The 10,719-nt window shown below is 68.4% G+C and carries 1 protein-coding gene; it reads left to right on the top strand.

Annotation, left to right across the window (positions count from 1 at the left end; all coding sequences use genetic code 11):
* The coding region (locus KDB67_RS02390) for a non-ribosomal peptide synthetase (RefSeq protein ID WP_291011964.1) at nt 1–10,719 on the top strand (10,719 nt) is incomplete at both ends.

Here is a 10,719-nt window from a genome sequence, read left to right as displayed (position 1 = left end):
CCCCTTTGCCGGTGCAGTTCGCCGACTTCGCGATCTGGCAGCACGAGGTCCTCGGGTCCGCTGACGATGCCGAGTCGGTGATCGGCCGCCAGCTCGGCTACTGGAAGGACAAGCTCACCGGCCTGCCCGACGTGCTCGATCTGCCCGCCGACCGGCCACGTCCGGCCGTCGAATCGCATCGCGGTGCGCGGGTGCCGTTCGAGATTCCGGGTGAGGTCGGCGACCGCATCGAAGCACTCGCCCGCGAGCGTGGCATGACCCCGTTCATGGTGATGCACGCCGCGTTCGCAGTGCTGCTGGCCAGGCTGAGCACCACCGACGACATCGCAGTGGCCACCCCGGTCGCCGGCCGAGGCGACCGGGTGCTCGACCCGCTCGTCGGCATGTTCGTCAACACGCTCGTGTTGCGCACGCAGGTCGACCCGGGTGAGTCGTTCGCCGGTCTCCTCGACCGGGTGCGCGGCACCGACCTCGATGCGTTCGGTCACGCCGAACTGCCGTTCGAGACGCTCGTCGAGGCCCTCAACCCGGTGCGCAGTGAGGCATTCGCCCCGCTGTCGCAGGTGATGCTGTCGTTCGATCCGGGCGCATCCGCTAACGACGCCGACGTGTCGCTCGGCGACCTCACCATCACCCCGGTGACCACGCCGCTGGTGACCGCGCAGCTCGACCTCAGTGTCGAGGTGTGGTCGGCCACCGGTGGCGGCGCGTGGACCGGTTCGGCCGAGTACGCCACCGATCTGTTCGATGAGGTGACCGTCGCCGAGTTCATGCGGCGCTTCACCCAACTGCTCGACGGCCTGACCGCCGACCCGGACGCCGCTGTGGGCGATGCCGGCATGCTCGACGCGGCGGCATCCGATCGGGTGCTGTCGGTGTCCCACGGGCCTGTGCTCGACGTCCCGGATACCACCACCGTCGCGGCGATCACCGCCCGGATCGCGGCGATCCCCGATGTGGTGGCCGTGGAGTTCGAAGGCCGTCAGGTGACCTACGCCGAACTCGGCTCACGCATCAACCTGCTTGCCCGCGAACTCATCTCGTCCGGGGTGGGCCCCGATACGGCCGTCGGAATCTGCGTCGAACGCAGCGTGGAGATGATGGTCGCCATCCACGCGGTCCTCGCCGCAGGTGGCCAGTTCGTGCCCATCGACACCGAGGCACCCGCCGATCGTGTGGAGTACATGCTCAGCATCGCCGGAGCATCGGTCGTTCTGCTGACGACCGCGGACGATGAGCGGTTCTCGGCCGTCCGCACCGTCGTCGTTGATTGCTCGGGTCCGGTGGACATGTCGGCGCCGGCGATCACCGATGACGACCGCATCGCGCCGGTGCGACCGGACAACGCCGCCTACACGCTGTTCACGTCGGGTTCGACCGGCCGGCCGAAGGGCGTGACGGTCTCGCATGCGGCGCTGTCGAACATGCACGCCTGGTTCGGCGATGTCGTCGGCGAGCGCGACGATCACGTGGTCATCGTCAAGACGCCGTACACCTTCGATGCCTCCGAGCTCGAACTGGTGTGGCCGCTGACGGTGGGGGCGCGGGTTGTGATGATGCGTCCCGACGGGCATCTCGATCCACGGCACATGCTCGACATGCTGGCCGATCATCAGGTCACCTGGACCCAGTTCGTGCCGTCGGCGCTGTCGGTGTTCCTTGAGGTGAAAGCCGATGCGGGCCGCGAGCTTCCGGCACTGCGGACGCTGATCACCGGTGGCGAGGCGCTGCCGGTGCCGGTCGCCGAGACCGTGCAGCGGGCGCTGCCCGGGGTGGACATCGTCAACCAGTACGGACCCACCGAGGCCACCGTCCAGGTCACCGAACACGTGCTGCGGCCGGGCGACGCGACCGTGCCGATCGGCCGGACCGGCGCGAATACCTCACTGCTGGTGCTGGATTCACGTCTGCATCCGGTGCCCGTCGGGGTGTCCGGCGAGTTGTACACCGGCGGAGTGCAGGTGGCCCGTGGCTACGCGGCGCAGCCGGCGCTCACCGCCGAACGGTTCGTCGCCGACCCGTTCGGCGAGCCCGGCACGCGGCTGTACCGCACGGGCGACCTCGTCCGGTGGAACGCCGCCGGCGAGTTGGAATACCTGGGCCGCACCGACTTCCAGGTCAAGCTGCGCGGTCAGCGCCTCGAACTCGGTGAGGTGGAATCGGTGCTGGCCGGCGCGCCGGGCGTCGTTAACGCCGCGGTGATCGTGGCCGCCACCGAATCCGGTGTCGAACACCTCGTCGCCTACATCGCCCCGGACACGGCCGACCTGGATACGGTGAAAGCCGTTGCGCAGCGCTCCCTTCCGGCGTACATGGTGCCGTCGGTGTGGATGCCGCTGGCGCAGATGCCGCTGAGCAGCGCGGAGAAGGCCGACCGCAAGGCCCTCCCGGCGCCGGTGTTCGACGCGGTCACCGAGGCGTACACCGCGCCGGAGACCGACACCGAAATCGCGCTGGCCCGGGCCTTCGCCGATGTGCTCGGTGTGGAACGGGTCGGCGTCACCTCCTCGTTCTTCGACCTCGGCGGCAACTCACTGTCGGCGATGCGCCTGGCCGCCCGCGCCTCCGATGTCCTCGGCGTCGAGGTGTCGGTGCGGGACGCGTTCGGTGCGCCCAGCGTGCGTGAACTGATCGCGGCGGTCGCCGGGAATGCGTCGTCGCGGGCTCCGATCGTCGCGGTCGACCCACGGCCGGAACGTATTCCGCTGTCGTTCGCCCAGCGCCGGATGTGGTTCGTCAATCAGCGCGACACCACTTCCATCGCCTACAACATCCCGACAGTCCTGCGGATCACCGGCGACCTCGATGCGGGCGCCCTGCACCGGGCGTTCGTCGACCTGGTCGTGCGGCACGAGGCGCTGCGCACTACCTTCCCGTCGCACGGGGGTGCGCCGTACCAGCAGATCGCTGCGGCATCGACGGTGCCGCAGCTCCTCGACTGGGCGGTATCGGACTCGGCCGCGGACATGGAAAGTGCTGTCTCCCAAGGGTTTGACGTCACGAACCAGTGGCCCATCCGGATCCGGCTCGTCTCCGCCACACCGGGCGAACATCTCCTGGCCGTGATCGTCCACCACATCGCCTCCGACGGCGAGTCGGTGACCCCGATGCTGACAGATCTGATCACCGCATACACTGCGGAAAACGCCGGGCACGCACCGGTGTTCAGGCCGCTGGCGGTCCAGTACGCCGACGTCGCCCTCTGGCAGCATGAGCACCTGGGCAGCCCCGACGATCCCGCCTCGGTGGTCGGCCGCCAATTGGGTTACTGGCGTGAACAACTCGCCGGTCTTCCCGACGTCGTCGAGATCCCGACGGATCGTCCGCGTCCGCCGCGAGCGAGCGGACGCGGCGCTCAGGTCGGGTTCACCATTCCCGCCGCCACCGCCGCCCGCATCGACGAGGTATCGGCGCAGGCCGGCGTCACCCCGTTCATGGTCGTGCACACCGCGCTCGCGGTGCTGCTGGCGCGGCTGTCGTCGACCTCCGACATCGCGATCGGCACACCGGTCGGCGGACGCGGACAGACGGGGCTCGACCCGCTCATCGGTATGTTCGTCAACACGCTCATCCTGCGGACAGGTGTCGAACCGGGCGCCTCGTTCGAACAGATACTGGTACAGGCCAAGTCGGTCGACCTCGACGCCTTTGCCAATGCCGACATCCCGTTCGACGAGGTGGTAGAGGCCTGCAACGTGGTCCGGTCGGACGCGTTCGCCCCGTTCACCCAGGTGTGGCTGACGTTCGAGCAGACGGCCCTGCCCGAACTGGCCGGATCGGACCTCGCGGTCGGCGATGTCGCCGGCCTGCGCATCGAGTCGTTGGCCGCCGGCGAGGTACCGGCACGCATCGACCTGCTGGTCGCGGTGTCCCGGAACGAAGACTCCCGGGACAAGGCAGCCGACTGGACCGGCTCGATCATCTACGCGACAGACCTGTTCGACGAGTCGACCGTCGAATCCTTTACCGGAAACCTGTTGCGGATCCTCGACGCCGGACTCGGTGATCCCGGAGAGACGGTGGGGAGTATCACCATCAACGAAGGACCATCAGTGGCGGAACTGGCGAAAGTGGCCCGCGCCAGGGCGACCGAACAACCGGTCGTTTCCAAGGACATCGCCGACTCCGATGCCGCGGTCATCAGCGGACCCGGCACCGCTCCGGTGCTGCTCGGGCAGATGTTCGCCGACGTGGCGGCCAAGTCGGGCAAACGCCCCGCCGTCATCGACGCAACCGGCACCACCCTCACCTACGGGCAGCTCGATGAACGCTCCAGCCGACTCGCCCGCTGGCTCATCGCCCGCGGTATCGGCGCCGAAAGCCTTGTCGCGCTGGCCATCGGCCGGTCGGCGGCGCTGCTGACCGCGATCTGGGCGGTCGCCAAGACCGGTGCCGGATACGTGCCGATCGACCCCGACTACCCCGCCGACCGCGTCGCGAACATGGTGGAGGACTCCGGCGCGATCCTCGGTCTGACCGCGGGCGACACCGGCGACCTGCCGGGCGACGAGTTCGCCTGGGTGCGGATCGATGACCCGGCCGTCGCCGGCGAGATCGACGGCTGCGACGCGGCCCCGGTGGCATCGGAGGAATTGGTGCGACCCGTCCGCACCGACAATGTCGCGTACGTGATCTACACGTCCGGATCCACCGGCCGACCCAAGGGCGTGTCGGTGACACACTCGGGTCTGGCGAACTTCGCGGCCGAGGAGATCGAACGCGCGGGCGTCGACCGGTACTCGCGGGTGCTCGGGTTCGCATCGCCGAGCTTCGACGCGTCCGTCCTGGAGTACCTGATGGCGACCCGCTCCGGGAGCGTGCTGGTATACCGGCCGTCCGATGCGGTCGGCGGCGAGGTCCTGCAGGAGTACATGGCGCGTCAGGGGATCACGCACACCTTCCTCACGCCGACCGTGCTCTCGACGCTCGACCCGGAGGCGCTGTTCGCGTTGCGGGTGGTGTACGCCGGCGGCGAGGCGGTCAGCGCGGCACTCAAGGACGAATGGGCGGCCTGCCGTCGTATCCAGAACCTGTACGGCCCCACCGAAACCACCATCGGTGTGGCGATCAGCGAGCCGATGGAGATTGGGGAGCCGGTCAGCCTCGGCGGTCCCATCGAGGGCGTGGCACTCATGGTCCTCGACAGCAGGCTGCGGCCGGTGCCGGTCGGTGTGACCGGCGAGTTGTACGTCGCCGGCCGGGCTCTCTCGCGCGGCTACCTCGACCGGCCCGGACTGACGGCCGACAGGTTCGTCGCCAACCCGCACAGCGGAACCGGCGACCGTATGTACCGCACCGGTGATGTCGTGCGGTGGCAGCTGGACGAGTCCGGCGCACCCGTCATCGAGTACTCCGGCCGTAACGACGACCAGGTCAAGCTGCGTGGTCTGCGCATCGAACTCGGCGAGATCGAGGCAGTCCTCAACGAGCATCCCGATCTGCATTCGGCCGTCGTCATCGGTGTCGGCGGACAGGTGGCCACGGCGCTGGCCGCCTACGTGGTCCGTGCCGACACCGACGCCGATATCGACATTGCCGAGGTGAAACGGTTTGTCGGCGAACGGCTTCCGGCGCACATGGTGCCGGCGTCGATAACGGTGCTGGATTCACTGCCGCTCACCCCGGTGGGCAAACTCGACAAAGCGGCCCTGCCGGAACCGGTGATCGAGGCGGCCGAGTACATCGCGCCCGAAAGTGCGGCCGAGGAGGCTGCCGTCGCGGCATTCGCCGAGATCCTGGGCGTCGACCGGGTGTCGGTCACCGAATCGTTCTTCGACATCGGCGGCAACTCGTTGTCGGCCACCCGGGTGGCGGGGCGGGTGTCCGCGGCGCTCGGGGTGGAGGTGACCCTGCGTGATGTGTTCGAGGCCCCGTCGGTGCGGGAACTCGTCGCGGCGGTCGCCGGACATTCGGCGGCGCTGCCGCAGGTGGCCGCGGTCGTTCCGCGGCCCGAGCGGGTTCCGTTGTCGTTCGCGCAACAACGCATGTGGTTCCTGAGCCGGTTCGACCCCGAGTCGCCCACCTACAACATCCCGGCCGTGGTGCGGCTCGCCGGTGCGCTCGACGTCGGTGCGCTGCGGGCGGCGATCGTGGATGTACTTGTGCGGCACGAGGTTCTGCGGACCACGTTCCCCGATGTCGACGGTGCGCCCCACCAGTTGATCGCCGCGCCGGAGACGGTGACCGACGAACTCGACTGGCAGGTCGTCGATTCGGCGGCCGAGATCGAGTCCTCGCTGCTGACCGGGTTCGATCTGACACGGCACTGGCCCGTTCGGTTCCGGCTGCTTCGTGATGGTGAGAGCTATGTGTTCGCCGCGGTCGCGCACCACATCGCCGCCGACGGTGAGTCGATGCCGCCGCTGCTGACCGACATCGTCACCGCCTACGCGGCCCGCGCAGAAGGCCGGACACCAGAGTTCGCCCCGCTGCCGGTGCAATTCGCCGACTACGCGATCTGGCAGCACGACGTTCTCGGCTCACCCGACGACCCCGAATCGGTGGTCGGGCAACAGCTCGCCTACTGGGCCGAGCGGCTCGCCGGGCTCCCGGACGTCCTCGAACTGCCCACCGACCGGCCGCGTCCGCCGATCGCCTCCCAGCGCGGTGCGGCCGTGACGCTGACCCTGCCGGAGGAACTGACCGCCGGCATCGATCAGTTGGGTATCGATGCCGACGTGACACCGTTCATGGTGTTCCACGCGGCGCTCGCGACACTGCTGTCGCGGCTCTCCGGTGCCGACGACATCGCCGTCGGTACATCGGTTGCCGGTCGTGGTCAGGCCGAACTCGACCCGCTCGTCGGCATGTTCGTCAACACCCTCGTGTTGCGCACCCAGGTGGACGGCGGCCGTCCGTTCGGCGACCTGCTGCGGCAGGTGCGCGACACCGATCTCGAGGGTTACGCGCACGCCGAGCTGCCGTTCGAGGCGCTCGTCGAGGCACTCAGCCCGGCACGATCCGAGGCGTTCGCACCGCTGGTGCAGGTGCTGCTGTTCTTCAGCAACGGTCAACCTGCACAACCGGTCTCGGTATCCGACATCACCGTGACGCCGCTTGAGGCACCCACCACCACGGCACGAGTGGATCTCACCGTCGGTGTCGCGGCCGCGCCGGGACAGCCATGGGAACTGACGCTGGAGTACGCGACGGACCTGTTCGATGAGTCGACGATGCGGGCGTTCGGCGAACGACTGGTGACACTGCTGGAGCAGGTCGTCGCCGATCCCGCGCGCGCCGCCGGTGACTACACGATCACGGTCGCCGCCGACACCGCTGCCGATCCGGTGGAATGGGGTGCCCGGGTGCAGGTGCCGGCCGGCACTGTCGCCGACGTGGTGGCCGCCGCAATCGCCAAGACGCCCGAGGCGACCGCGCTGTGGTTCGAGGGCCGCGAGGTCTCCTACCGAGAGTTCGGCGCCCGGGTCAACACTCTGGCGCGGCGACTCATCGAAGCCGGAGTGGGTCCGGAGTCGGCTGTGGCCGTTCGGATTCCGCGATCGGTGGAGATGATGGTCGCCATCCACGCGGTCATCGCCGCCGGTGGTCAATACGTGCCCATCGGGCTTGACACCCCGGACGACCGCGTGGAGTACATGCTGGAGACCGCCGGGGTGAGCACAATGCTGACCGGTGCCGACGGTCCCGCCTTCTTGATCCCTGAGGAGCGGTCGCGCGAGCTTGCGAGCCGGTCGCGTCACGAAGGGTCCGGTGAGTCGAGTACATGGGCCGGGGACATTCAGACCCTGATCGTCGACTGCTCGAGTGAGGTGGATCTGTCCACTCCGCCGGTCACCGACTCGGAACGGTTGTCGCCGTTGCGGATCGACCACGCCGTGTACACGTTGTTCACCTCCGGCTCGACCGGACGGCCCAAGGGCGTGACGCTCACCCACGACGCGGTGGTCAACCGGCTGTGGTGGGGCCTGGACGAACTGCCCATCGACGCGAGCGACACGGTGGTACAGAAGACGCCGTACACGTTCGACTGCTCGGTGCCGGAGTTGTTCGCGCCGTTGATGATCGGTGCGAAACTCGTGGTGCTGCGTGACGGCGGACATCTCGATCCGCTGTATGTGGCGGACGTGATCGAACGGACCGGGGCGACGATGGTGCACTTCGTGCCGTCGATGCTGTCGGTGTTCGCCGACATCGTCGGCCATGAGCGGGTGTCGGCGATGTCGTCGACTGTGCGCATCATCTCCACCACCGGTGAGGCATTGCCGCCGGCGCTGGCGGGTCAGGTGCGTTCCTGGCTGCCGGACGTGCTGTTCTACAACTTGTACGGTCCCACCGAGGCCGCCGTCGAGATCACCTACGAGAAGATCGAAGCGGTCAGCGGCGACGAGGGCTCGGTGCCGATCGGTGTGCCGGTGTGGAACTCGTCGGCCGTCGTCCTCGACGCCCGCCTGCACCGGGTGCCCGACGGTGTGCCCGGCGAGCTGTACCTCGGCGGTATCCAGTTGGCGCGCGGCTATGCGGCGCGCGGTGACCTGACCGCCGACCGGTTCATCGCCGACCCGTACGGTGAGCCCGGAACCCGGCTGTACCGCACAGGTGACCTCGTCCGGCGCCGCCGCGACGGCGTGCTGGAATACCTGGGCCGCACCGACTTCCAGGTGAAGCTGCGCGGTCAGCGCATCGAACTCGGTGAGATCGAGTCGGTGCTGGCGTCGGCGCCGGGAGTGGTGCACGCCGCCGCCACAGTCGCCGACGGGCCGGGTGGTTCGCAGCATCTGGTGGGTTACCTGTCCGGCGGACCCGGCCGGCGACCCGATGTCGAGACCGTGAAATCCCTTGCCGAGCAATCACTGCCGGTGTACATGGTGCCGACGGTGTGGGTGGTCCTCGATGACATCACCCTGAACTCGGCGGGCAAGCTCGACCGAAAAGCGCTGCCCGAACCGGACTTCGCCGATATCGAAGCCGAATACGTTGCGCCCGAATCCGATACCGAAGTCGCACTGGCGCAGGTGTACGCGGATCTGCTCGGCGTCGAGCGGGTCGGCGTCACCGAGTCGTTCTTCGACATCGGCGGCAACTCGCTGTCGGCGATGCGCCTGGCCGCACGGGCCGCGGAAGTACTCGGCGTGGAGGTGTCGGTGCGCGACATCTTCGACGCGCCGAGCGTGCGGGAACTGATCGTCGCCACCATCGGTCGCGGTGCCGCACTCGCGCCGATCACCAAGGCAGACCCGAGGCCGGCCCGGATTCCGCTGTCGTTCGCGCAGCAGCGGATGTGGTTCATCAACCAGCTCGACCCGGCGCTGCCGACGTACAACATCCCGGCGGTCCTACGGTTGACCGGTGATCTCGACGTGGCGGCCCTGCGGCAGGCGGTGATCGACACCGTCGAACGACACGAGGTGCTGCGCACCACCTTCCCGATCGCCGACGGCCTGCCGTACCAGCGGATCGACGACATCGCGCTGTTCGACTCTCGCGGTGTCTGGCAGACCGTCGACACCGACGACGATCTGTTCGCCGCGGTGGCGTCCGGATTCGACGTGACGTCGGGCTGGCCGATCCGCGTCGCCTTGCGTGCGAGCGTTTCGGGCGATTACCTGCTCGGTGTGGTGCTGCACCACATCGGTGCCGACGGCGAGTCGATGCTGCCGTTGGTGACCGATATCGTCACCGCCTACACTGCACGGGCGCAAGGTGATTCGCCGCAGTGGACACCGCTGGAGGTCCAGTTCGCGGACTTCGCGATCTGGCAGCACGAGGCGCTCGGCTCCGTCGACGACGCCGAGTCGGTCACGGCGCGTCAGCTCGGATACTGGCGTGAGCAGCTCGCCGGTCTGCCCGACGTGCTGGAACTGCCCGCCGACAGGCCGCGTCCGCAGGTCGCGTCGTATCGGGGTGCGGATCTGGAGTTCGCGATCCCCGCCGATATCGCCGACGGCGTGTCGCGGGTCGCGAGCAGTCGCGATGTCACGCCGTTCATGGTGGTACACGCGGCATTCGCGGCGCTGCTGGCCCGGATGGCCGCGACCAACGACATCGCGGTGGCCACCCCGGTCGCCGGGCGTGGTCAGGCCGTGCTCGATCCGCTGGTCGGCATGTTCGTCAACACCCTCGTGTTGCGGACCGCCATCGAGTCCTCGATGTCGTTCGCGCAGTTGCTCGATCGGGTACGCGTCGATGATCTCGACGCGTTCGATCATGCCGACGTTCCGTTCGAATCCGTCGTCGAGGCGATCGATCCGGTGCGCAGTGAGGCGTTCGCACCGCTCGCACAGGTGATGCTGTCGTTCGATCCGGGGGCGTCGGTAGCCGGTGCGCAGGTGTCCCTGGCCGGGTTGGAGATCGCGGCGGTGGAGCCGCCGCTGGTCGCCGCGCAGCTTGATCTGCGGATGGTGGTGGCATCGGCCGACGCCGGTAACCCGTGGTCGGGTGCGGTCACCTATGCGACGGATCTGTTCGACGAGTCGACGGTCGGCGATCTGGCCGACCGGTTCGTGCGACTGCTCGGTGCACTGGTCGCCGATCCTGCCGTCTCGATCGGCGATGCGCCGCTCCTGGATCCGGCCGAACGGACCGGCCTGGTGGATCGTTCGGTGGGTGCCGGGGTTGTGGTTCCTGCTGGTTCGGTTGCCGATGCTGTTGCGGCGCAGGTGGTTCGGTCTCCGGATGCGTCCGCCCTGTGGTTCGAGGGGCGCAGTGTCTCCTACGCAGAACTGTCGGCGCGGGTGAGTGTTCTTGCCCGTGAGCTGATTT

The organism is Gordonia sp. (in: high G+C Gram-positive bacteria), assembly GCF_020438995.1.
In the GTDB taxonomy this organism is placed as follows: Bacteria; Actinomycetota; Actinomycetes; order Mycobacteriales; family Mycobacteriaceae; genus Gordonia.
The sequence above is the reverse complement of the archived record's forward strand: the minus strand, read 5'-3'. Positions and strand labels throughout refer to the sequence as shown.